Annotated in this window: 22 protein-coding genes and 1 other annotated feature; of the genes, 17 read left to right on the top strand and 5 right to left on the bottom strand. The window is 40.4% G+C overall.

Annotated features, from left to right (window positions below):
• Nucleotides 1-152: 152 nt before the first annotated feature.
• The 3 genes from BN1609_RS01000 to BN1609_RS00990 all read left to right on the top strand — a co-directional run bounded on the left by BN1609_RS01000 (nt 153) and on the right by BN1609_RS00990 (nt 4,552).
• Nucleotides 153-2,345: a DNA translocase FtsK gene (locus tag BN1609_RS01000; protein WP_088840407.1), complete on the top strand. Its 2,193-nt coding sequence runs from the start codon at nt 153-155 to the stop codon at nt 2,343-2,345.
• A 258-nt stretch (nt 2,346-2,603) separates the two neighbouring features.
• Complete coding sequence (gene murC, locus BN1609_RS00995) at nt 2,604-3,950, top strand: UDP-N-acetylmuramate--L-alanine ligase (protein WP_088808847.1); 1,347 nt, start codon at nt 2,604-2,606, stop codon at nt 3,948-3,950.
• 80 nt (nt 3,951-4,030) lie between these two features.
• Nucleotides 4,031-4,552 (top strand): peroxiredoxin, encoded by a 522-nt coding sequence (locus BN1609_RS00990; protein ID WP_088808848.1) that lies wholly within the window; start codon nt 4,031-4,033, stop codon nt 4,550-4,552.
• Between the two features lie 109 nt (nt 4,553-4,661).
• Here the strand turns inward: BN1609_RS00990 and BN1609_RS00985 are convergent, their stop codons facing one another.
• Nucleotides 4,662-5,774 (bottom strand): aminopeptidase, encoded by a 1,113-nt coding sequence (locus tag BN1609_RS00985; protein WP_088808849.1) that lies wholly within the window; start codon nt 5,772-5,774, stop codon nt 4,662-4,664.
• A 188-nt stretch (nt 5,775-5,962) separates the two neighbouring features.
• Here BN1609_RS00985 and BN1609_RS00980 point away from each other — a divergent pair, with 188 nt between their 5' ends.
• The 5 genes from BN1609_RS00980 to tyrS all read left to right on the top strand — a co-directional run bounded on the left by BN1609_RS00980 (nt 5,963) and on the right by tyrS (nt 11,027).
• On the top strand, nt 5,963-6,418 hold the full coding sequence (locus BN1609_RS00980) for a DUF948 domain-containing protein (protein ID WP_088808850.1): 456 nt from the start codon (nt 5,963-5,965) through the stop codon (nt 6,416-6,418).
• A gap of 14 nt (nt 6,419-6,432) precedes the next feature.
• On the top strand, nt 6,433-6,939 hold the full coding sequence (locus BN1609_RS00975) for a YtxH domain-containing protein (protein ID WP_088808851.1): 507 nt from the start codon (nt 6,433-6,435) through the stop codon (nt 6,937-6,939).
• A 200-nt stretch (nt 6,940-7,139) separates the two neighbouring features.
• Nucleotides 7,140-8,225, top strand: a complete 1,086-nt coding sequence (locus BN1609_RS00970) for a bifunctional 3-deoxy-7-phosphoheptulonate synthase/chorismate mutase (RefSeq protein WP_088808852.1) — start codon at nt 7,140-7,142, stop codon at nt 8,223-8,225.
• A 245-nt stretch (nt 8,226-8,470) separates the two neighbouring features.
• A complete protein-coding gene (ccpA, locus tag BN1609_RS00965; protein WP_088808853.1) occupies nt 8,471-9,469 on the top strand; it encodes a catabolite control protein A in 999 nt (332 codons plus the stop codon).
• 58 nt (nt 9,470-9,527) lie between these two features.
• Nucleotides 9,528-9,712: a binding site (T-box leader), on the top strand.
• A 55-nt stretch (nt 9,713-9,767) separates the two neighbouring features.
• Nucleotides 9,768-11,027, top strand: a complete 1,260-nt coding sequence (gene tyrS / locus BN1609_RS00960; RefSeq protein ID WP_088809073.1) for a tyrosine--tRNA ligase — start codon at nt 9,768-9,770, stop codon at nt 11,025-11,027.
• A 43-nt stretch (nt 11,028-11,070) separates the two neighbouring features.
• Here tyrS and BN1609_RS00955 read toward each other — a convergent pair whose 3' ends face one another.
• The 3 genes from BN1609_RS00955 to BN1609_RS00945 form a co-directional block, all read right to left on the bottom strand.
• Nucleotides 11,071-11,418, bottom strand: coding sequence for a YxeA family protein (locus tag BN1609_RS00955; RefSeq protein WP_088808854.1), 348 nt, complete (start codon nt 11,416-11,418; stop codon nt 11,071-11,073).
• A 179-nt stretch (nt 11,419-11,597) separates the two neighbouring features.
• Nucleotides 11,598-12,200 (bottom strand): 30S ribosomal protein S4, encoded by a 603-nt coding sequence (rpsD, locus tag BN1609_RS00950; RefSeq protein WP_088808855.1) that lies wholly within the window; start codon nt 12,198-12,200, stop codon nt 11,598-11,600.
• 209 nt (nt 12,201-12,409) lie between these two features.
• Nucleotides 12,410-12,898: a GAF domain-containing protein gene (locus BN1609_RS00945; protein WP_088808856.1), complete on the bottom strand. Its 489-nt coding sequence runs from the start codon at nt 12,896-12,898 to the stop codon at nt 12,410-12,412.
• Nucleotides 12,899-13,116: 218 nt separating this feature from the next.
• On the opposite strand from BN1609_RS00945, the gene BN1609_RS00940 reads away from it, so the two are divergent.
• The 9 genes from BN1609_RS00940 to argF all read left to right on the top strand — a co-directional run bounded on the left by BN1609_RS00940 (nt 13,117) and on the right by argF (nt 22,997).
• Nucleotides 13,117-14,814: a septation ring formation regulator EzrA gene (locus BN1609_RS00940; RefSeq protein WP_088838743.1), complete on the top strand. Its 1,698-nt coding sequence runs from the start codon at nt 13,117-13,119 to the stop codon at nt 14,812-14,814.
• A 135-nt stretch (nt 14,815-14,949) separates the two neighbouring features.
• Nucleotides 14,950-16,086, top strand: coding sequence for a cysteine desulfurase family protein (locus BN1609_RS00935; RefSeq protein WP_088825215.1), 1,137 nt, complete (start codon nt 14,950-14,952; stop codon nt 16,084-16,086).
• The gene (gene thiI, locus BN1609_RS00930) at nt 16,086-17,297 is read left to right on the top strand and encodes a tRNA uracil 4-sulfurtransferase ThiI (protein ID WP_088840406.1); all 1,212 of its coding nucleotides are present in this window, start codon (nt 16,086-16,088) and stop codon (nt 17,295-17,297) included. The genes BN1609_RS00935 and thiI overlap by 1 nt, the downstream gene beginning before the upstream one ends.
• A 20-nt stretch (nt 17,298-17,317) precedes the next feature.
• Nucleotides 17,318-17,764, top strand: a complete 447-nt coding sequence (locus BN1609_RS00925; protein WP_088808860.1) for a GtrA family protein — start codon at nt 17,318-17,320, stop codon at nt 17,762-17,764.
• A 134-nt stretch (nt 17,765-17,898) separates the two neighbouring features.
• Nucleotides 17,899-18,921, top strand: a complete 1,023-nt coding sequence (gene argC, locus BN1609_RS00920) for an N-acetyl-gamma-glutamyl-phosphate reductase (protein WP_088840405.1) — start codon at nt 17,899-17,901, stop codon at nt 18,919-18,921.
• Nucleotides 18,922-18,937: 16 nt separating this feature from the next.
• On the top strand, nt 18,938-20,137 hold the full coding sequence (gene argJ, locus BN1609_RS00915; protein ID WP_088808862.1) for a bifunctional glutamate N-acetyltransferase/amino-acid acetyltransferase ArgJ: 1,200 nt from the start codon (nt 18,938-18,940) through the stop codon (nt 20,135-20,137).
• Between the two features lie 13 nt (nt 20,138-20,150).
• Nucleotides 20,151-20,903, top strand: coding sequence for an acetylglutamate kinase (gene argB, locus BN1609_RS00910; protein WP_088808863.1), 753 nt, complete (start codon nt 20,151-20,153; stop codon nt 20,901-20,903).
• Nucleotides 20,900-22,036, top strand: a complete 1,137-nt coding sequence (locus tag BN1609_RS00905) for an acetylornithine transaminase (protein ID WP_088840404.1) — start codon at nt 20,900-20,902, stop codon at nt 22,034-22,036. The genes argB and BN1609_RS00905 overlap by 4 nt, the downstream gene beginning before the upstream one ends.
• Nucleotides 22,037-22,040: 4 nt before the next feature.
• Complete coding sequence (gene argF, locus BN1609_RS00900) at nt 22,041-22,997, top strand: ornithine carbamoyltransferase (protein ID WP_088808865.1); 957 nt, start codon at nt 22,041-22,043, stop codon at nt 22,995-22,997.
• A gap of 46 nt (nt 22,998-23,043) precedes the next feature.
• Here argF and BN1609_RS00895 read toward each other — a convergent pair whose 3' ends face one another.
• Nucleotides 23,044-23,844, bottom strand: coding sequence for an NAD kinase (locus BN1609_RS00895; protein WP_088808866.1), 801 nt, complete (start codon nt 23,842-23,844; stop codon nt 23,044-23,046).
• Between the last annotated feature and the right edge of the window lie 69 nt (nt 23,845-23,913).

Raw genomic sequence — 23,913 nt, 5'->3', positions numbered from 1 at the left:
AAGATTATATTATGACCCCTTTGAAGCTTTATACAGCAACGGTTAAAGTAGGTTCTGAAATATTAATGACGAAATTACGATGGTCATGTATAGCTTTAATTATTTTTCTCTGTTAGAATCAAAAAAGAAAATCAAAATTAGGTGTGATAGATATGGGATGGTTAAAAGATTTTTTCTTTGGGGATTTTGAAGATTCAAAAGAAGAAGTGCCGAAACAGCAGACGGCAGTCGTAGAAACCAAAATAAAACGAGAACAACCAAAAGTGAATATGAAAAGGACCGCAGAACGTCCAGTAAATATAGGGCAAAAAAAACGGACAGTCGCAACGAAAATGGTATATGAATACCCAAAAGGTAATTTTCGCTTTCCAGTTATACCTGACAAAGCGCAGGCAGAAAGGGTACCAGTTGTGCAAACGAGAAATAATACAATCGATAAAGTGGCACAAACGCACACTACTGTAGAAACTAAAGTTGTAGCGAAAGAAAAATTCACGCCGACAGATGTTCCGTCGCCAGTTTTTGCTTTCCATAAACGACCAAGCCATTTTGAATTTGATTTAGATGACCAAACATCTGAAAAGCCAACACAAGAACGCATTTCGTTAATTACTGAAGAAGTGGAGCAGTTTGTGGAGGAAAAACCGGAAGTTATTGAGGATTTAAATACAGCTGTAGTCACGGAAGAACCAGTTTTCCAAAAAAGCGAAGAAGTGAAAGAACCTCAAGTGAAAAAAACAGAAAAAACGTTTTCGCAGAAAAAAACAGCAACGAAATCGCATATTCCGTTTAATGTCATGATGGTAAATAATGATCAGAAAGACGAGTCAAAAGAGGAAGCGGATTCCTATTTGGCGCAAACGGAGCAAGTTGTGACCGTTCCTGAGAAAAAAGTGCGAGAAGAGGGGGAGCAACCGTCCTCTTACTATCTTCCTTCGCTGCGCCTATTAAGTCCTCCAGTTTCATCGAACAAGGATGAGGGCTGGCTTGATTATCAGGAAGAGCTTTTGAATGAAACGCTAAAAAACTTTAATGTGGAAGCGCATGTTGTGAACCGAACGCAAGGTCCATCAGTGACGCGTTTTGAAGTACAACCTGAAAAAGGTGTTAAAGTAAGCAAAATTACGAATTTAACTGATGATATTAAATTGAGCTTGGCGGCAAAAGATATTCGAATTGAAGCACCGATTCCAGGGAAAAGCACAATCGGTATTGAAATTCCCAATCCTTCTAGCCGACCAGTGATGATTTCTGAAATTATGAATACATCGATTTTCCAAGAGAACCATTCTCCGCTAACCGCCGCGCTTGGGCTCGATATTTCAGGAGCGCCTATCGTGACGGATTTGCAAAAAATGCCACATGGACTTATTGCAGGGGCAACGGGTTCAGGGAAAAGTGTGTGTATTAACTCGCTCTTAGTTAGCTTGCTTTATAAAGCGCGACCAGATCAACTAAAACTACTTTTAATTGATCCGAAAATGGTCGAGCTAGCACCGTATAATCGTATTCCACACCTCGTGAGTCCGGTTATTACTGATGCAAAAGCAGCCACAGCAGCGTTAAAATGGGCTGTTGAAGAGATGGAAAGACGCTACCAGCTATTCTCGCATACAGGGGTTCGCAATATGGAGCGTTATAATCAATTATCAGAAGCAGAAGGGCACTCTGGGGAAAAACTCCCGTATATTTTAATCGTAATTGACGAATTAGCCGACTTAATGATGGTCGCTCCAAATGATGTGGAAGAGTCAATTAGTCGCATTGCTCAAAAAGCTAGAGCTTGTGGTATTCATATGATTGTGGCGACACAACGTCCGTCTGTTGACGTTATTACGGGACTTATTAAAGCAAATATTCCAACACGTGTTTCCTTTTCCGTATCGAGTTCGATTGATTCACGAACGATTCTTGACGCCACTGGTGCTGAGAAGTTGCTTGGAAAAGGGGATATGCTCTTTTTACCAAGTGGCGTAAGTAAACCAGTCAGACTGCAAGGAACGTTTGTAAGTGATGAAGAAATTGATGCAGTTGTTAGTCATGTACGTAACCAAGGAGAGCCAAGCTATTTATTTGTGGAAGAAGAGCTCCTTGCGAAAGAAACGCTACGTGAGGAGGAAGATGAACTTTTTGATGAAGCTTGCGATTTTGTGATGAATCAAAAAGCCGCTTCAACTTCGCTTCTACAACGTCATTTTAGAATTGGCTATAATCGCGCGGCGAGACTGATGGAAACATTAGAAAACTATAATATTGTTTCAGGTACGAATGGTTCTAAGCCACGAGATGTAATTATCACACATGAGCAGCTTGAAAAGTTGCGGAATAAAGATACGGCAAACTAGGGCTAAATTCATATGAAAGCGCAGATAATGAATAAATTAAAACGTTTTCTTACTTGATTATCTAAGCCTTTTTCCGTGATTTAGAAGAATCGTTGTTCTAAACAGGCGATAAATGCTATAATATAACGAGTGAACGAGTGCATAAACTATTTTACATTAAACACTATTATGAACAGGAAATAAGATGATGTCTAAAATTACAGGATATATATCTTTTTAGACACCCTCTTCAAGTTGAAAATACGGGGGTTCGAAACAATGACAACTTATCATTTTGTTGGGATTAAAGGCGCGGGAATGAGTGCGTTAGCTCAAATTTTACATGATAAAGGATACAAAGTGCAGGGCAGCGATGTTGAGAAGTATTTCTTTACACAAAAAGTATTAGAAGATAAATCTATTCCAATTTTCCCATTTGGTGCAGAAAACATCAAAGAAGGTTTAACTATTGTGGCTGGTAATGCTTTTCCAGATACGCATGAGGAAATTTCAAAAGCATTAGAAATGGATTTGCCAGTTATTCGTTACCATAAATTCTTAGGCCAATTGTTAGATGGTTATACTAGTGTGGCGGTGACAGGTTCTCATGGCAAAACATCAACAACGGGTTTACTTTCGCATGTATTAGAAGCCATCAAACCAACGTCTTATTTAATTGGTGACGGTACTGGTAAAGGGGATAAAAACGCGGAATATTTTGCTATAGAAGCGTGTGAATATCAACGTCATTTCCTTGCATATAAGCCTACATATGCGATCATGACAAATATTGACTGGGATCATCCTGATTACTTTAAAAGTGTCGATGATGTTTTTAACGCGTTTGAATCTTTTGGTAAGCAGGTAAAAAAAGCTGTCTTTGCTTTAGGTGATGACGTTCAACTTCGTCGCTTAGAAGACGTGTTAACTATTCCAGTTGTTTATTTTGGCTTTGGCAGTGAAAATGAATACATCGCAAAAAATGTTGTTAAAAAAACAACAGGCACTTTATTCGATGTTTACCATGAAGACAAACTTTTAGGGAACTTCGAAATTCCAACTTACGGGGACCATAATGTTTTAAATGCTCTTAGCGTTATTTCGCTTGCTCATTATGACCAGTTAAGCATGGAAGAAGTGAAAAAAGAGTTACTTACATTCGAAGGTGTAAAAAGACGTTTTAGCATTACGGAAAAAGCGAATCAAATTTTAGTGGATGATTATGCACATCACCCATCTGAAATTCGTGCAACAGTGAATGCGGCGCGACAAAAATACCCTGATAAACAAGTAGTTGCGGTTTTTCAACCACATACTTTTACACGCACAAAAGCATTTTTACAAGGTTTTGCTGATAGTTTGAATTTAGCAGATGAAGTTTATCTGTGCGATATTTTTGGTTCAGCCCGGGAAAAAACTGGGAATTTAACCATCTATGATTTGGCCAAAAAAACAAAAGGAAATCATGTTATTAAAGAAGAGCATACTGATGCACTTCTTGCTTACGATAATGCTGTCATTTTATTTATGGGGGCTGGAGATGTTCAAAAATTCCAAGCCGCTTATGAAAAAGTACTAGATAACCAATCGAAAACACAAGCATTAGGAGAAAAAGCTGCATTTTAATTTGAACGATTAAGCTGGTACTTTTGTATCAGCTCTTTTCTAAATATGACACTAAAAAGCAACTAGGAGGGAATTTTGACGTGGCTATTCGTTTAGTAGGCAATAAGGCGCCAGATTTCTGTGAACTGGCAGTAATGCCGGATTCGACCATCAAAAAGCGAAGTCTAGCAGATTTTTTAACATCTGATAAATGGCTCGTGCTGTTTTTTTATCCGAAAGATTTTACGTTCATTTGTCCGGCAGAAATCAACGCGATTTCGGCTAGAGTAAAGGAATTCCAAAAACTGAACACGGAAATTGTCGGCATCTCAACAGATAGTGTTCAAACGCACTTAGAGTGGATACAAACGCCCATTTCAAAAGGCGGAATTGGTCAACTCACCTATCCTTTACTTGAAGATGTATCGCGCACTGTAGCGCTGAATTATGGTGTTTTTGACGAAGAAAATGAAGAAGCCTTGCGCGGACTTTTTATTATCGACCCAACTGGAAAAATTCAATACGAAACGATTCATGTGAACACCGTATCACGCGAAGTCGATGAAATTTTACGAGTACTTACAACTTTGCAAACCGGTGGACTGTGCGAAATAGAGTGGTAAAAAGAGTCCGTGACATAAATGAAAAGAAGCATAAACTCAGTAAAGCCCGATGGCATTATTACTGGATTTATGCTTCTTTGTTTTTCCGCTATCTAATTATCTGTATCTTTTAAACTAAATTTGCGGGATTTAAAATTTCTAATTCAGGTAACACGAACAAACCATCTTTACGAATTAAAACATCGTCAAAATAAATTTCCCCGCCGCCGTATTCCTTGCGCTGAATGTTAACTAAATCCCAGTGAATTGCAGAAGTGTTGCCGTTATACGCCTCGTCATAGCATTGTCCCGGCGTGAAATGGAAACTACCTTCGATTTTTTCATCAAATAAAATGTCGCCCATCGGTTCATGAATGAATGGATTCACACCAATTGCGAATTCGCCGATGAAACGGGCTCCGTCATCTGTGTTTAAAATTTCATTGATGCGTTCGGTATCATTAGCTGTAGCTTCAATAATTTGACCGTTTTCAAATGTAAACGACACATTTTCAAAAACAAAGCCTTGGTAGGGACTTGGCGCGTTGTAGCTTAATGTTCCTTGTACAGAGTCGCGAACCGGTGCCGTATAGACTTCGCCATCAGGAATATTTAGTTCGCCTGCACATTTAACAGCAGGAATATCCTTAATCGAAAAACGCAAATCAGTCCCAGGGCCCACGAGATGCACCTTATCAGTTTTATTCATTAAAGCAACTAAACTATCCATGGCAGCACTCATTTTCGCGTAGTCGAGTGTACAGACATCAAAATAAAAGTCCTCAAAACCTTCCGTACTCATACCGGACAGTTGCGCCATTGAAGAAGTTGGATAACGTAAAACAACCCACCTCGTTTGTTTTACACGAATATCCGTGTGCATTTTTCCAAGCGTACCACCAGAAATTTTCATTTTTTCAGCAGGAACGTCAGATAATTCGTTAATGTTGTCGCCGGAACGAAGACCGATGTAAGCGTCCATTTCTTTCATCACAGCCCCTTCAAAAGAAGCCATAAGTTCGTACTGCTCTTTATTTGCTCCGAGTAAAAGGGCGCGGTCGATTTTAGGTTCTTTGATAGAAACAAATGGGCAACCGCCAGCGTCATAGGCTTCCTTCACCAAAGCTTGAACAAGTTCTGTTTGCAAACCAAAGTTTTCAATTAATACTTTTTCGCCTTTTTGAAGTTTGATGGAATAGTTGATGAGATTATAGGCTAATTTTTGGATACGTGGATCTTTCATTTAAATGCCTCCCTAAAAGTTTTCTCTCTTATTTTACATGAAAAAAGAAGGAATGGGAACGCATAAAAATTCATTTTATTTTATTTTTTCGTTTGAAATTGCTAAAATAGATGTGTAACACGTGAAATCGTTTTAGTTTTACATAATTAACGATAGGGTAAAGAAGTAGAATATGGAGGTGTGAGTACATGATTGTCATTCTATATATTGCAGCACTCATCGCGGCAATCGGCTTATTTGTTATTGCAATTTACTTAAGCAAGACGTTGAAATCAACATCACAAACACTTGATGAAGTAGCAAAAACAGTAGACAAGATGGCGACAGAGCTACAAGGAATTTCGGGGGAAACGCAAAAAATACTCGACAAAACAAATGATTTACTTGAAGATGTGAACGGAAAAGTTGCGAAAGTCGACCCAGTTTTTGATGCTATTGGTGATGTTGGAACTTCTCTACTTGGCTTAAGTCAATCTGTTCGTGAACTTGCAACATTAGCGACGAACAAAGTTTCTGCAAACGATAAAAAAATTGCTCAAGCAGTTTCGATCAGCAACTCAATCCTTGCTTTTAAAGACAAAATGAAAGCAAGCAAAAGAGCTAAGGAAGCCGCAAAAGAAGCTACGAACGAAACAATATCTTGATGGAGGGGAAAAAAATGGCAGATAAAGATGGTTTAAATGTAAAAGATTTTCTAATTGGTGGTTTAATCGGCGGGATTGTCGGTTCAGTAACGGCTTTGCTTTTAGCGCCTAAGTCAGGAAAAGAATTGCGTAGTGATTTAAATGAACATGTGGATGTACTTAAAGAAAAAGGTAACGAATGGAAAGATGTTGCCTACGAAAAAGGTATTGAAATTGGCGGTGTTGCTAAAGACAAAACAAGCCAATTAAAAGATTCCGCAGGTGGTTTTGTAGAAGTGGTAAGAGACAAGTCACAGCAATTAGCAGATACAGTTGCTAAACAAGGTAAATCAGTAAAAGATGTCGTTTTAAAAAATAAAGAAGAAGATATTGAGGCTGCGTCTGAAGCTGCTGAAAACGTGAAAGAAGAAGTGGAAAGCGCTTCTAAAGGCGTACAAAAAGCTGCTGATAAAGCTAAATCCGATGCTAAAAAAACAATCGAGTCAGGCAAAGAGGAAGCCGAAAAAATAATTAAAAAATAAAGCTTAAAAACATTGCACTAATTTGGTGCAATGTTTTTTTGTCGAAAAGGTTGCCAAATCATGTGAGGAATGATAATATAACTGGTATAACTCTTTATCACTTAAAAGCGATTAAGCGTAAAAGAATGATGACAAAGAACGAGTTATCCTCTATAATGAATGGTAATCTTTATATAAGGTAACAGAAGGGTGGAATACTGATGGTGAACAAAGACTTAGATGCGCTTCGCAATCAAGTGGACGAGCTCAACCTTGAATTGCTAAATGTGATTAACAAGCGCGCAAATTTAGTGCAAGAAATTGGTAAAATTAAAGGAGTGCAAGGTTCGCTACGATTTGATCCACTCCGCGAAAGAGAAATGTTAAATCAAATTGTTGAAAGCAATAATGGACCATTTGAGGATTCAACAATTGAACATTTGTTTAAAGAAATCTTTAAAGCTGGACTCGAATTACAAGAAGAGGACCATTCCAAAGCGCTTCTTGTTTCTCGTAAAAATAAAAAAGAAGATACCATTGTCAATGTCAATGGCCTTCCAATTGGAAACGGGGAACCGGTTTTTGTTTTTGGACCATGTTCGGTTGAATCCTACGACCAAGTGGCAGCAGTGGCAGCTTCTATTCGCGATAAAGGCCTCAAATTAATTCGTGGCGGAGCGTTTAAACCGCGCACAAGTCCGTATGACTTCCAAGGTCTTGGTCTTGAAGGCTTGCAAATTTTAAAGCGCATTTCAGATGAGTATGGTTTAGGCGTGATTAGCGAAATTGTGACGCCTGCTGATATTGAAACGGCACTTGATTATGTGGATGTTATTCAAATTGGCGCACGCAACATGCAAAACTTCGAACTATTAAAAGAAGCTGGTCGTGTGAATAAACCTATTCTTTTAAAACGTGGTTTGTCGGCTACAATTGAGGAATTCATTGGGGCGGCAGAATATATTATGTCCCAAGGAAATGGTCAAATTATTTTATGCGAGCGCGGAATTAGAACGTATGAGAAGGCAACTCGGAATACGTTAGACATTTCTGCTGTTCCGATTTTAAAGAAAGAAACGCATTTGCCTGTTATGGTTGATGTGACGCATTCCACTGGCCGTAAAGATTTACTCTTGCCATGTGCGAAGGCGGCGCTTGCGATTGAAGCGGACGGTGTGATGGCGGAAGTTCATCCAGATCCTGCTGTTGCACTTTCTGATTCTGCACAGCAAATGAACATTCCAGAGTTTGATGCTTTCTGGGAAGAAATTTTAGCATCAAAATTAATGGCTCATCGAGTAAAATAAAAAAGGAGTAGCTTTCTGCATGCGGAGAGCTACTATTTTCCATTCAAAAGTAAGCCTTTTCATATCGGAATATGTATATTCATGGTGTATCCATGCTATTTTAATATGAAAATAAATGAAAAACAGAGATGAAAACAATTGCATAACACAAATGTTTGCTGTATGATAAAGTGAAGGTAAGCATGTTTACGTTTACATTGGAAGCAACTTGCTTCTTTAAATATTTTTTTGGAGTGTGAATTGAGATGAATGTGACCATTTATGATGTTGCACGTGAAGCGAATGTGTCAATGGCAACGGTATCACGTGTCGTGAACGGAAATCCAAATGTTAAACCCGTAACAAGAAAAAAAGTTTTAGATGTCATTAATCAGTTAGGCTATCGTCCAAATGCTGTCGCACGAGGGCTTGCTAGCAAACGAACAACAACAGTTGGCGTTATTATTCCTGATATTTCCAACGTTTTTTATGCGGAGCTTGCACGAGGGATTGAAGATATTGCGACGATGTATAAATACAATATTATCCTAAGTAGCTCGGACGAAAACGAAGATAAAGAACTGCAAGTTTTGAATACTTTATTAGGAAAGCAAGTGGATGGCATTATCTATATGGGTGAAAAAATCACGGCGCAATTGCAAGAGGAGTTTGATCGCTCGCCAGCACCTGTAGTACTCGCTGGAGCTGTCGATATGGAACAGAAACTTGCTTCTGTCAATATTGATTACCGGGAAGCTACAAAATCGGCTGTCGCGCGCTTTATAGCAAACGGGCACAAACAAATCGCGTTTATCACGGGTTCTTTAGATGAGCCAGTTAACCGCGAGTTTAAGCTAGAAGGGTATAAAGATGCGCTTAAAGAAGCTAAAATTAAGTACGACGAAACCTATGTTATCGAAGCGGATTATAACTACGATGCTGGGGTAAAAGCTTGGGAAAAACTTTCTGGATTAAAATCGAGACCAAATGCGGCTATCGTGACCGATGATGAACTGGCTATCGGCGTCTTAAATGCCGCACTAGATGCTGGTGTCAGCGTTCCTGATGAGCTAGAAGTGATGACAAGCAATAATACGAAACTAACACTTATGGCGCGCCCACAATTATCGACAATTGTTCAACCGCTTTATGATATTGGTGCCGTAGCCATGCGTCTTTTAACGAAGCTCATGACAAATGAAGATGTCGAAGAAAAAACAGTTGTTTTACCGCATAGCGAAAAACTTCGCGGTACGACAAAGTAAAACAAATCTTGACGAACGATTTTAATAATGGTATAACTAAAACTATAATTTGAATATGTAAATGACAATGAACGGACGAAGTAGTTTCTTATCCCTGTTACAAGAGAACCAGTGGTTGCTGTAAACTGGTACAAATAAGGAATGAATTACATCCTGGAGTCACGGTGCAGCAGTGCAGCCGGTTAAAAACCGTTAAACAATGAAGTTCAAAGTTGGGTGGTACCACGTTAACACGTCCCTTCGCTATTTTTAGCGGAGGGCTTTTTTATTGACTAAAAACGAGAAAGAAGGTTTTAAAATGAATATTATCGATGAACTAGAATGGCGCGGAGCAATTTATCAGCAGACAGATGAGGCTGGCTTGCGCGAATTAACCGCAAAAGAGTCCATTTCATTATATTGCGGCATTGACCCAACAGGAGATTCCATGCATATTGGACATTTAATTCCCTTTATGATTTTGCGTCGCTTTCAAGACGCTGGTCACCGTCCGATTATTTTAGTTGGCGGCGCTACAGGAACGATTGGAGACCCAAGTGGCAAAAAAGAAGAGCGCAAGCTGCAATCGCTTGAACAAATTAATCAAAACGTCGCAAGTTTACGCGCCCAACTTGGTCAAATTTTTGACTTCGAGGGAAATAGTGCTGCAACCATGGTGAATAACTATGACTGGACAAAGGATTTATCCGTACTTGATTTTCTTCGTGATTACGGGAAAAACTTTAACGTGAATACAATGCTTGCCAAGGATATCGTAGCAAGTCGTCTAGAGGTCGGTATTTCGTTTACGGAGTTTGCTTACCAAATCTTACAGGCGATGGATTACAATCATCTATATGAACACAACAATTGCCGCTTGCAAATCGGCGGTTCCGATCAGTGGGGAAATATTACGGCAGGCCTCGACTTAATCCGCAAAAAACAAGGTGAAAACGCGAAAGCATTCGGCTTAACGATTCCACTTTTAACGAAAGCAGACGGAACGAAATTCGGGAAAACAGAAGGCGGCGCAATTTGGTTAAACGCAGAAAAAACAACGCCATATGAATTTTATCAATTTTGGATTAATACAGATGACCGTGATGTCGTGAAATACTTAAAATACTTTACATTCTTGTCTGAGACAGAAATTAACGATTTAGCACGTCAAGTAGAAGAAGAGCCTCATTTGCGTGCGGCACAAAAAACGCTTGCGGCAGAAATGACAAAATTCATCCATGATGAGGCGGCTCTTAGTCAGGCGATAAAAATTTCGGCGGCGCTTTTCAGTGGCGATGTAGCGAGTTTGACGGCAGCAGAAATTGAACAAGGTTTTAAAGATGTGCCAACTTTTGAAGCGGGAACAGATGAAGCAAAATTAGTTGATTGGCTAGTTGATCTTGGTATCGAGCCTTCTAAACGCCAGTCGCGCGAGGATATTTCTAATGGTGCCATTTATATTAACGGAGAGCGGACGCAAGACCTTGAAAAAGTAATTGGTGCTTCTGACCGCATTGAAGGACAATTTACGATTGTTAGACGCGGAAAGAAAAAATATTTCTTAGTCCGTTACGCGTAAATCAAAAAAAGGAATTTCACTTTAACCAGTGAAATTCCTTTTTTTAATTAACTTTTTCTTGTGCTTCTTTTGGAATGTCTGTTTTTTGAACTTCTTCATAGGAAGTAACGCCTTTTATCGGTTTGGTATAGATTTTCAAGTAGGCGCCTTTGCGCAAGTTTTTAATGGCAGAAAAATCAAGCTCTTTTTTCTCACCGTCTTCATTAAAGCCCGGAAGCGAGTAGTTATAACGTGTGGATTGGGCATGTTCATTTTCTTTTTCGCCATCTGTTGTGATTTTTGTATAGTAAGTGTCTGCCCCGATGTGATTATAATTCATAAAATAGTAGCCTCCACCAATAAGTAAGGCTAAAACAGCCACTGTAATAATTGTACCCCATAATGCTTTCATAAAAAATACCAACTTTCTTTTGTTATTGTATAAATGTAGTATAGCAAGCGAAAGTAGGGGATTCCCTCGATGTAGATGACAAAGTGGAATGTTTGGCTTACAGTTTTGAAAGTGTGATTGTCATATAAAAAAACCCTTTGCAAGAAGCAAAGGGTTTTGACTGAAGTGTCATTAGACGATTAACGAGAGTAGAACTCAACGATAAACGCTTCATTAATTTCAGCAGCAAGTTCAGAACGCTCAGGAAGGCGGTTTAAAGAACCTTCTAATTTATCAGCATCAAATGTTACGTACTCAGGTACGAAGCTAGATACTTCTAAGCTTTCAGCAATTGCAGAGTTTTTAGCAGATTTTTCACGAATGCTGATTGCTTGACCTACAGAAACTTGGTAGGAAGGAATATCAACACGTTTTCCGTCTACTAGAATGTGACCATGGTTTACAAGTTGACGAGCTGCACGACGAGTGCGCGCAAGACCCATGCGGTAAACCAAGTTGTCAAGGCGTTGTTCAAGTAAAATCATGAAGTTTTCACCATGTTTACCTTGAAGTTTGCCTGCTTTGTTGAACGTGTTTTTGAATTGACGTTCAGTTAGTCCATACATATGACGCAATTTTTGCTTTTCAGCTTGTTGCAAACCATATTCAGACATTTTTTTACGTTGGTTAGGACCATGTTGTCCTGGAGCGTACGGACGACGCTCTAATTCTTTACCAGTACCGGAAAGTGAAATCCCAAGACGACGGGAAATTTTCCAGCTTGGACCAGTGTATCGAGCCATTAAAGACTCCTCCTTTTAATTTGTTTTTTGGCATAAAACAAACGAGTTTGCATCACTGCTAGGGCAGTTTACCTTCATATATCTTCACCTATGCAGCCGCAGGGTTACACAATATACCACAGAAATCTGGGGGTAAACAACTTACTAGAGCTCATCAAACAAGCTGCATTTTACACGCCTTCTAGTATAGTATAAAAACACCAGTATTGTCAACTGATTTCAGCGATGATTAAGTCTCTCATTTTCTCAAGCCATTTTTGATCAGTTGCATCAAAACGTGATGTGATAGGGCTGTCGATATCTAACACGCCAATCATTTTGCCGTTTTTTGAAAGAGGAATCACAATTTCGGATTGACTCGCCGCATCACAAGCAATGTGTCCGGGAAAGGCGTTAACATCTTCAACGATATACGTTTTCTGGTCTTTCAATGCGCTTCCACAAACGCCTCGACCGTTCGGAATACGAATGCAGGCTGGGAGACCTTGAAATGGACCGAGAACAAGTTGATCGCTCTCTTCTTCATATAAATAAAAACCAACCCAATTAATAGTGTCTAAAGCTTGATTTAAAAGGGCGGATACATTACTTAAATTCGCGATCATGTTTGATTCACCTTGAATGAGTGCAGCCACTTGTTTAAAGGCTAGTTCGTAATTTTGTTCTTTTGAGCCTTGAAATTTTGGGATTTCAATCATAATTTCACCACATTTCTATGTTCATTTATGCAAGAAGTATAGCATAATTTAAAAAGTAGCTTCTAGCAGAATGACTTTTTTTCAAAAAAATGAAGTTAACGGGAGTAAAATTTTCTAAATCATGGTAGAATAAAGGATGAATTAGGTCGTGCCTAGCACTTTAATTAGGGCTTTGTAAGAAAGCTAAGGACAGCATTTGTGGAAATGGAGGATTTTGGATGTTTTTTTATATTTTAATAGGGATAATACTTGTTGCTATTGCCCTTTTCGGCGCTGGCTATTTACTAAAAAAGAAACATTATACGAGAATTAATTCACTTGAGGAGCAAAAATTGGCGCTTAGGGATCGTCCAGTAATTGATGAGCTTTCAAAAGTGAAAAAATTAAAATTGACGGGGCAAACGGAAGAATTATTTGAATCTTGGAGAAGGTCATGGGATGAAATTGAAACGCGACTTTTCCCTGATGTTGAAGAAGTATTGATGGAAGCAGAGATGAATACGGATAAGTACCGTTTTGGCTCGGCGACCCAAAATGAAAATGATTTAGAGCAGATGCTAGTTATGATTGACCGGCAGATGAATCAAATTTTAAACGGCTTAAAGGAACTTCTAACGAGCGAGGAAAAAAATGCGCAGGAAAGCCGGGCGACGAAGGAAAAGTTAGCGGAAATGCGTCGCGTGATTTTAACACAAGGTTTTAAGCTTGGTGGAACGCTTGAACGTTATGAGGCGGCACTTAATGAAGCGGGTGAAAAAATTAACCGCTATGATGACTACACGGATCAAGGGGATCATTTAGAGGCTCGCGAAATTATTATTTTAGCCAAAAAAGATTTACAGGTTTTAGAAGAAGAAATGGAGAAGACGCCGAAACTGCTACATGAAACCGAAACAGTGTTATCGGGCGATTTAGAGCAGCTTAAAGAGGGCTATGCGGAAATGATACAGGCTGGCTACTTTTTGGAACAACTTGAGTTTGATAAAGAACATGCGAGATTGACGGATCAAGTGAAGAAAGCCAATGACCTCGTGCTAAAGGGGGAACTTTCTGATGCGGAAACGTTAATTGCTGAAATACATACGGAAATTAATTTGTTTTATGATGCGCTTGAAGGCGAAGTTCATGCGAAAAATTTTGTTAGTGAAAACCGCGCTGCAGTTTCTGATAAACTTGAGGCGCAAATTGAACTTTCAGCGAAACTTGCTGAACAAATTGCGGAAGTGAAAGAAACGTACCATGTTTCTGAAGAAGAGCTTGCGACTTATCTTGCCACTTCAGCAAATCTCGCGGATCAAAAAGAGATTTTCAGCCAAACACTTGCGAAGCTTAGCGAGCAAAAGATGGCCTATTCTGTCATTCAAGATGCATTAAAAGAGATTGACGATAAACTGTTAACTATTGCAGTTGAGCAAGATAAAATTGGCGAGGATTTACGCTCGCTTAGAAAAGATGAACTTGAAGCGCGTGAAGATATGGAGCGTATGAAGCGTCAAACGGTACAACTGAAGCGCCAAATTGACCGAGCGCGCCTGCCTGGTGTTCCAGCTGAATATGATGAACTTGAAGCACATATGTATGAAGCGCTTGAAAAAATGGAAGAAAGTTTGAGTGATCGCCCGCTTAAAATGAAAACAGTTTCGAAAAACTGGCAAACTGCGAAAGAAGATTTAGAACATATTTCGGGTAAGGTCGCTGAGATTATTGAAAATGCGGCGCTTGTTGAGTCGGTTATTCAATACGCGAACCGTTATCGCTTTGAAAGTCAAGAGCTTGATGCGGAACTCAAAAAAGCAGAACAGCATTTCTACGAAGATTTCCAATACAAAAAAGCACTTGAAATTGCTGTCACCGCACTTGAAAAAGTGGAAGTCGGTGCATTTAAGAAAATCGAAAAAGCATTTTCTGAGGTGTAATCAATTTTGTTTATTAAAGACAATCAGACTGATGACAAACGGCACTCTTCGTCGTTTGCCATCAGTCTGTACTTCTTTTTCTTGACATGTGTGGTAAAATAGTGAAGGATAACTTTTAGGAGGCGCATGTCCCAAATGATTTATTTTGATAATAGTGCTACGACAAAGCCTTATGCAGCAGCACTTGAAACATATACAAAAGTGGCGAGCCATTATTTCGCTAACCCTTCTTCTTTGCATAAATTTGGACAAAAAGTGCGGGAGCTTCACGAGGAAGCGAGGAAACAAATTGCGACACTCATGTCGGCTCGCACTGAAGAAATTATTTTCACATCAGGTGGAACAGAAAGTAATAATTTAGCCATTAAAGGCATTGCCCATGCGTATCAAAATCGCGGTAAACATCTTATTACAACACAAGTCGAACACCCTTCGGTTAAAAATGTGATGCAAGAACTCGAACAAAACGGCTTTAGTGTGACTTATTTACCAGTGACAGAAACCGGGCAAATTCGCCTTGAAGATTTAAAAAAAGCATTACGTAAAGATACGATTTTAGTGTCGATTATGCATGTTAATAATGAAGTTGGTGCGGTTCAGCCCATTCAAGAAGTGGCCGATTTTTTAGCAGAAACAGAAATGCCGCTTTTCCATGTTGATAACGTACAAGGATTCGCAAAAATGGAACTTGACCTTGCGAAAATTGATGCGATGTCCATCTCTGGGCATAAATTGCACGGTTTGCGTGGTACAGGCGTCCTATACAAGAAAAACAAGCTAAACCTCCAACCAGAAATGCTTGGCGGTGGTCAGGAGCTGGGGTTAAGGAGCGGCACAGAGAATACAGCAGGCATAGTAGCGCTTGCCAAAGCAATGCGTTTATCGCTCGAAGATTTCCAGAAGAAAGTTTCTAATTTGACCAATTTACGCGACTTCCTACTAGCAGAAATTAGCAAGCTTGACGGTGTCACGATTCATACTGATGCAGCTAGTTCCGCGCCGCACATCATTTGTTTTTCCGTTAAAAAGCAACGCGGCGAAGTGCTTGTTCACGCTTTGGAGGAAAAGGAGGTTTTTGTTTCGACCACAAGTGCCTGCTCCTCGCGCGCTAAGCTTGAAAGCAGTACGCTCCACGCAATGAAAGTCCCGGAAAACCAGGCGACGGGGGCCATTCGGCTAAGCTTATCTTATGAAAATACAAGCTATGAAGCGGAACAATTTATTGGAATTTTAAAAGATATTTTACAAAAAATTAATGAAGTGGTGAAATAATGAAATTCGAACGTATTTTAATTCGTTACGGCGAATTATCGACAAAAGGAAAAAATCGCAAACAATTTGTGGCGCGCCTGGCGACGAATGTTAAGCGCGTTTTAAAGGATATGCCAGAAATTAAAGTGCACGGCGAACGCGACCGGATGCAGCTCTATTTGAACGGCGCGGATTATAAGCTTGCGATGGAACGTTTAAAGCCGATTTTTGGGATTCAATCATTTAGTCCCGTCGTGAAAGCTGAACTTGATGTGGCTAAAATAAACGAAGCGGCTTACGAACTTGTGAAGGCACATCATCAAGCGGGTGGCACGTTTAAAGTGGTGGCTAGACGGAGTTTTCGTGACTTCCCGCTCGATTCAAATGAGCTCAATCAAGAAGTCGGTGCTTTTGTGCTTCGAAACCTAGAAGATTTATCGGTTAATGTCAAAAAGCCAGACTTGAAACTAAACGTTGAAGTCCGTTCAGACGGCGTGTTTTTATCCTGCGAAACGATTTTAGGGGCTGGTGGTTTGCCAGTTAGTTCTTCGGGGCGTGCGATGCTCATGTTATCTGGTGGAATTGATAGTCCTGTTGCGGGTTATCTGGCGATGAAACGCGGTGTTGAGGTAGAAGCGGTGCATTTCCATAGTCCACCGTACACGAGCGAGCAGGCGAAGCAAAAAGCGATTGATTTGGCGCGTAAGATTGCGAAATATAGCGGGCAAATTCAAATGCATGTGGTGCCGTTTACAGAAATTCAAGAAACCATTAAGAAACAAGTGCCGGAAAGCTATATCATGACCGTCACGCGGCGTCTGATGCTCCGAATTACGGATCTGCTTAGGCAAAAGCGAAATGGTCTTGCCATTGTAAATGGCGAGAGTTTGGGCCAAGTGGCGAGTCAAACGCTAGAAAGTATGCTAGCTATTAATGCAGTGACGACAACGCCGATTATTCGACCGGTTGTATCGATGGATAAAAATGAAATCATTAAAATTGCGCAAGACATTGATACATTTGAGCTTTCCATTCAACCGTTTGAAGACTGTTGTACGATTTTTACGCCAGCAGCACCAAAAACAAAGCCAAAATTAGAGAAAGTCTTGCACTATGAAAGTTTCATTGATTTCGATGCGCTTATAGACAAAGCTTTAGCAGGAATTGAAACATTTTCTGTGGAAGTAGCGGAAGAGGCTGAAATCAAAGATGAGTTTGCAGACTTATTTTAACTAGAAAGAGAGGCTGCTAGATGGAAAAGCTGAAAAATTGGTTAATTCAAACGTTCCCGTGGTATACGGAGAAGATTCATAGTATTTTTATGTATCTTGTTATGGGAGGATTTGCAACGGTTATCAATGTTGTTTCCTTTTGGTTCTTTGCTTCTTTCTTGGAGTGGGATTACCGACTTGCCAATACGATAGCGTGGATTTTATCTGTGCTGTTTGCTTATTTTTCAAATAAAAAGTATGTATTCGAAAGCTATACACCTGGTTTTAGAGAAAAATTAGCTGAATTTACGTCATTTGTAGGATTTCGATTTATTACTTTTCTAATCGATATGGCCCTAATGGTCGTGTTCATTGACGTTTTCTACATGAATGAAACGTGGGCGAAAATTTTGGTAAATATCGTGGTTCTCGTACTGAATTACGTATTTAGCAAATGGATAATTTTTAAAATAAGAAAGCCAAATTAACGAAAACCTTAAATTGAAGTGATAGCACTTTGATTTAAGGTTTTTTATTTTTTATAAAAAACCATTTGACATTATAAATATACAATATTATAATGAGTATTAATATTTTGAAAATCAGATATGGGGTGATGTGTATGAAAGTTTCTATTGTAGGAGCAACAGGTTATAGCGGTTTAGAGCTGATTCGGATTTTGCATAATCATCCGAACTTTGATATCGTTTCTATACATAATTATTCAAATATCGGTATAGAAATTACGACGCTTTTTCCGCATTTAAAATCGATATACAGCGGCATTTTAGAAGAAGTCATCCCAGAACGCATTATGGCACAAGCTGATTGCGTTTTTTTTGCAACTCCAGCTGGTGTCTCGAGCACGGCAGCAATTCCGTTTATGAAAGCTGGTTTTCCGGTGATTGATTTATCAGGCGACTTTCGGTTAGGGGCAGAAAGCTATGAAAAATGGTATAACAAAGCGCCGGCGGATGCCGTTTATTTAGAAAAAATGGTATATGGCTTGGCGGAATTTAGGCAAAACTTGACGGCGAAATGGGTCGCGAATCCTGGGTGTTATGCCACGTCTGTTTTATTACCGCTATTGCCGCTCATTTCAGAAGTGAAGCTTTCTAGTCCGATTGTGATTGATGCGAAATCAGGCGCTTCAGGAGCGGGGAAGGTGCCAAGTGAGGCGAATCATTTTGTTCATGTTCATGACAATCTGAGTGTCTATAAATTGAACGAGCATCAGCATATTCCAGAAATAATGCGAATTTTAAAGCAGCGAAATCAGTTGAGCCCTAAAATTCAATTTTCAACGTCGCTTTTGCCAGTTGCGCGGGGCATTTTATCGACGATTTATCTTGCACTTGATGAAGTGGAGGCTAGGCGGTGCGAAGCGATTTTGCAAACTACTTTTGCACAGAAAAAGTTTGTTCGGATTCAGCCGCTCGGCAAGCTGCCAAATATTAAACATGTTATTGGCTCAAATTTCTGTGATATTGGGCTGGCGTATAATACTGAAACAGGAATTTTAACTGTCGTTTCTGTGCTGGATAATTTAGTAAAAGGGGCTTCTGGGCAGGCTGTTCAAAATTTAAATTTGATGTTCGGTTTGGAGGAAAGTACTGGGCTCCTTCATTCGCCGATTTTTCCTTAGAAAGGGGAGCTTTTACATGGAAGTAATCAAAGGGAGCATTGCATCGCCAAAAGGCTTTTATGCAGACGGAAAGCATGCGGGATTAAAACGGAAGAGGAAAGATATAGGTTGGATTTTTTCGGAAGTTCCAGCAAGTGCGGCGGTTGTTTATACGACCAATCAAATTCAGGCGGCACCAATTCAAGTGACGAAACAGGCGATGAAAGTAAGTGACACGCTCCAAGCGGTTGTCGTAAACAGCGGTAATGCTAATGCATGCACGGGAAAACGGGGACTCGAAGATGCTTTTTATATGCAAGACTGTGCGGCGAAGCAATTGGGTGTCGCGAATGAGGCGGTCGCTGTCTGTTCAACGGGCGTAATTGGGGAGTTTTTGGAGCTCGATAAAATCACGAATGGGATTAAAATGTTGCGGTTAAAACATGGTCAGGCAAGTGATTTCGAGGAAGCCATTTTAACCACAGATACGCGAGAAAAACAAATAGTAGTGCAGGACATGATTGGCGGACAACTTGTGACACTGAGCGGTGTTGCGAAAGGATCTGGAATGATTCATCCGAATATGGCAACGATGCTGGCATTTTTGACGACTGACGCCAATATTTCAAGTGAAATTTTGCAAGTGCTAGTGAAACAATTAGTGAATGAAACGTTTAATCAAATTACAGTTGATGGAGATACATCAACAAATGACATGGTAATTGTACTCGCGAATGGTCTTGCCGAACACGAAGCATTGACAGAAGAAAATCCTGAATTTAAAAAATTTTCGGATATGTTATATGTGGTCTTTGAACATTTGGCAAAGGCGATTGCTCGTGACGGTGAAGGTGCAACGAAACTTATTGAGGTGGCTGTTAATGGGGCGACGAGCGAACTTGACGCGAGGATGATTGCGAAAAAAATTGTTTCTTCGAGTTTGGTGAAGACGGCAATGTTTGGCGGTGACGCGAACTGGGGGCGCATCATTTGTGCGATTGGGTATTCTGGCGGCAGGTTTTCGCCTGACTACATTTCGATTCGCGTAGGGCCACACCTTATTTTAAACAAGAGTGAAGCTTGTAAGTATTCGGAAGCGGCGCTACAAGATTATTTGCGGGAAGCGGAGCTGATTCGGATTGAAGTGGATCTGCATGTGGGACTTGAGACGGGTCTTGCTTGGGGCTGTGATTTGAGTTATGAATATGTCAAAATTAACGCCTGTTACCGGACGTGAAGGAGTTGTGTTGATGGAAGATATCATTGTTGTGAAACTTGGTGGACTGGCGAGTCAGGCGTTAGATGAGCAGTTTTTTGGTCAAATTCAAAAATGGCGTCTGGAAAACAAGAAAATTGTGATGGTTCACGGTGGTGGGAAATACATTAGCGAAATGATGGCGCGCCTAAACATGCCGGTTGAGATGAAAAATGGGCGACGGGTGACGACGAAAGAAACGCTTGAGATTACGAAAATGGTGTTGATTGGGCAAGTACAACCGGAAATTTCTGCAAAGTTTCAAAAAGAAAATATTCCGCTCCTTGGTCTAAATGCAGGCGATGCGAGTTTGCTTGAAGCGATGCCGGCAAATGAGGCGGGGCTAGGATTTGTTGGCGAAATAAAGCGGGTAAATGCGGGATTGCTGATGGAACTGTTAGCGGTCAATTCGGTTCTCCTACTCGCACCGCTCGGCATTGACGAAAACCAACAGTGGTGGAATGTGAACGCTGATTCGGCTGCTTGCGCTGTAGCGTCAGCTCTGCAAGCGCGTACCTTTTACCTGCTAACAGATGTTCCGGGTGTCAAACAAAATAATGTTGTTTTACGCGATATGACGACAAATAAAATTAATTTTTTGATTGAAAATGGAGATGTCAGTGGTGGCATGATTCCCAAACTTGAAAGTGCCAAGCTCGCTATTCAAAGTGGCGTCGAAAATGTTTTCATCACAAGCCAAATTGGTATAGCAGGAACGCAAATAAAACAGGAGGTAACGACATCATGACACATTTATTCCCAACCTATCAACGCTTGCCAATTGAGCTAGTTTCAGGAAGCGGTACGGTGGTATACGATGAACAAGGCAAACATTATTTAGATTTTACGAGTGGAATTGGGGTTTGCAATTTGGGGCATGTTAATCCTTTAGTACATCAGGCGGTTAGCGCGCAACTAGACCAAATTTGGCACACATCTAATTTATTTTTAAACCAAAAGCAAGAACGTGTGGCGGCGCTACTTGCGAAGGGGAATTTAACATATGCTTTTTTCTGCAACAGTGGTGCCGAGGCAAATGAAGCGGCAATTAAGCTTGCTAGAAAGCATACAGGACGTACGAAAATGATTACATTTGAGCAGTCTTTTCACGGGCGAACATTTGGGGCAATGGCGGCGACGGGACAAGAAAAGGTGAAAACTGGTTTTGGAAAGATGCTAGAAGGTTTCATTTATGCGCCTTACAATGACTTCGCTACTTTTCAAAATTTATTGGATAAAGATGTGGCCGCGGTAATGCTTGAAATTGTGCAAGGTGAAGGTGGTGTCCACCCGGCGAGTCATGAATTTTTGCAGAAAGTTTCGGGGTTATGTAAGCAAAACGGAACGCTCCTCATTGTAGATGAAGTACAAACGGGAATGGGGCGCACTGGAACGATGTACGCGTATGAACAGGCTGGAATTGAACCAGATATTATAACGCTTGCAAAAGGGCTCGGGAATGGCTTACCAATTGGTGCGATAGTTGGTGACGCGAAATTGTTTGCTGCTTTTTCAAATGGAACGCATGGCTCAACTTTTGGTGGGAATCAAGTTGTGCTGGCAGCGGCTGAAACGGTCGTGACGCAAATTTCAAATGCTGCTTTTCTAGCAGAGGTTAGAGAAAAGGCAGCTTATTTCAGAGGGAAGTTAGCTACGTTTACAGAATACGAGGTCGTGAAGGAAGTCCGCGGCGAAGGTTTCTTGCTAGGCATTGAACTTCAAACGAATGCAGGAGGTATCCTTCAAAAGGCAAGGGAGAACGGTTTGTTGCTTTTAAGCGCGGGAGAAAAGGTTGTGCGAATTATGCCACCACTCACGGTTTCACGGCAGGAGCTCGATGCTGCATTTTTAGTTCTACAAAAAATTTTGAAAGAAGGGTGAAAACATGCAAATAAAAGCGGAGAAAACAGTTGGGAAAGATTTATTGACACTTTTGGAATGGGAAAAAGAGGAGATTTTGGATTTGCTTACGGTCGCACTTGATATGAAAACAAACCCTGCCGATTATAGCCACGCGCTTAGTGGGAAAATTCTTGGCATGATTTTCGATAAGCCTTCAACGCGGACGCGTGTTTCGTTTGAGGCGGGGATTTTGCAACTTGGTGGACAAGCGATTGTGATGAACGCAAAAGAGCTTCAAATTGGGCGGGGCGAGCCGATTATCGATACGGCTAACGTGCTTGATGAATATTTGGACGCTATAATGATTCGAACGTTCAGTCATGAAAATGTTGAAGAACTTGCGACGCACGCTAAAATCCCGGTTATAAATGGGCTGACCGATCTGCATCACCCGTGCCAAGCGCTAGCGGATTTACTCACCATTTTTGAAGTGAAAGATCGGTTTGATGGCGTAAAGCTGGCTTATGTTGGCGACGGAAATAATGTTTGTCATTCGCTACTCCTTGCCTGTGCGAAGGTGGGGCTTGATATGACGTTTGCAACGCCAGAAAATTTCGCTGTAAGTCCTAACATTCTGGCGCTCGCGAAGCAACTCGCGGCAAATAGTGGGGCAAGTATAGAGCACACTGCCGATCCAGTTACCGCAGTAAACGATGCCGATTTCATCTACACAGATGTGTGGACGAGCATGGGGCAAGAAGAGGAAAATCAAGTACGATTACAAACTTTTGGGGAAAATTATCAAGTAAATGAAACGCTAGCAAGCCACGCAAAACCAGATTATCACTTCCTGCATTGTTTACCTGCACACCGCGGCGAAGAAGTGAGTAGTGAGGTCATTGATAATCCGCTGCATTCGCTTATTTATCAGCAAGCGGGTAATCGGCTGCATGCGCAAAAAGCTTTGCTAGTTGCCGTTTTAAAAGAATCTGTACGCTGATTTTTAATAAGTAAAGAACCTACCATTTGGCAGGTTCTTTTATTCATTATAAGAAATTGCGTTTTACTTTGTCCCAGAAAGAGTTGTCTGGAAGTTTAATAATGTTGATGAAACGGTCGCCGACTTCTAAGTTGATTTCGTGGACGTGTTGAATACTTAGTGCTTCGCTATCCATGCCGATAAGAGGGAATTCATTGTTTCCTTCAGAACCTAGGACGATTTTAAGTTTGCGTTTTGGACTTAAAATGAACGATGAACCGAGCGTTCTGAAACGATTGTTGTTGAGTGATGCTAGTTCACTAACTTGCATAGAAGGGAGTAAAGGGTCAACAATAGAGCCATTAACAGACTTATTGTAAGCCGTACTTCCAGTTGGCGTTGAAATAACCATGCCATCGCCACGGAATGTTTCAAAGTGGCTACCGTTAATGTAAAGGTCCATGGTTAGCGTTCGGATAATTGAAGAACGAATGTTAAACTCATTTAGTACATAAAAAGCTTTCGTATTGTTCACGGTTCCGTAAATCGTTGGATATCTTCTAACGAGCCAGCGTTCCTCAGAAGCCGCTTTGATGATTTCATCTAATTGATGGATATGGAAGTCGCAATATTGACCGAGCTGTTCAGTTAGAGCAATCCCAGCGTATAAGCAATCTTGACGATAATTTGTTTCACGAACGGATTTTAGAAAAGCACCATCACCACCGATACTAATAATAACGGTTGCTTTTTGATAGTCTTCTGTTAGTTCAAAACCATAATCTGTTGTGATTTTCTTTAAATCTTTCGCGATTTTATGCAGTTCTTCGGTTTTCCGGTAAGAAAAGTGGAAAATTTGTTTTGACATGTTTGTCCCTCCAGTGGCAATTTCAAAATTTTAGTAGAAAATCTTCTTTATTATCATATCATGCTTTTC

The organism is Listeria sp. ILCC797 (assembly GCF_900186185.1).
Lineage (GTDB): Bacteria > Bacillota > Bacilli > Lactobacillales > Listeriaceae > Listeria > Listeria goaensis.
The sequence above is the reverse complement of the archived record's forward strand: the minus strand, read 5'-3'. Positions and strand labels throughout refer to the sequence as shown.